At 64.4% G+C, this 458-nt stretch carries 1 protein-coding gene; it reads left to right on the top strand.

The genetic code is table 11. The features are described from left to right. On the top strand, positions 1–458 hold a 458-nt coding region (locus IB267_RS33050; RefSeq protein ID WP_192451592.1), incomplete at both ends, for a glycosyltransferase.

The raw sequence follows: 458 nt of genomic DNA on the forward strand, positions 1-458 counted from the left end.
GCACTGGTGATGCCGATCTGCAACGAAGACGTGCCTCGGGTATTCGCCGGCCTGCGGGCGACCTTCGAGTCGGTTGCGGCCACGGGTGACCTGGACCGCTTCGACTTCTTCGTCCTCAGCGACAGTAACGACGCCGATATCTGCGTGGCCGAGCAACAGGCCTGGCTGGACGTCTGCCGCGAAGCCGGTGGCTTCGGCAAGATCTTCTATCGCCGCCGTCGCCGTCGCGTAAAACGCAAGAGCGGCAACCTCGACGACTTCTGCCGTCGCTGGGGTGGTGACTACAAGTACATGGTCGTACTCGACGCCGACTCCGTGATGAGCGGTGAGTGCCTGACCAGTCTGGTGCGCCTGATGGAAGCCACGCCGGACGCCGGGATCATCCAGACCGCGCCACGGGCGTCGGGCATGGACACCCTGTATGCGCGCATGCAGCAGTTCGCCACTCGCGTGTATGG

This window comes from Ensifer sp. ENS09 (assembly GCF_014852425.1).
GTDB lineage: Bacteria > Pseudomonadota > Alphaproteobacteria > Rhizobiales > Rhizobiaceae > Ensifer.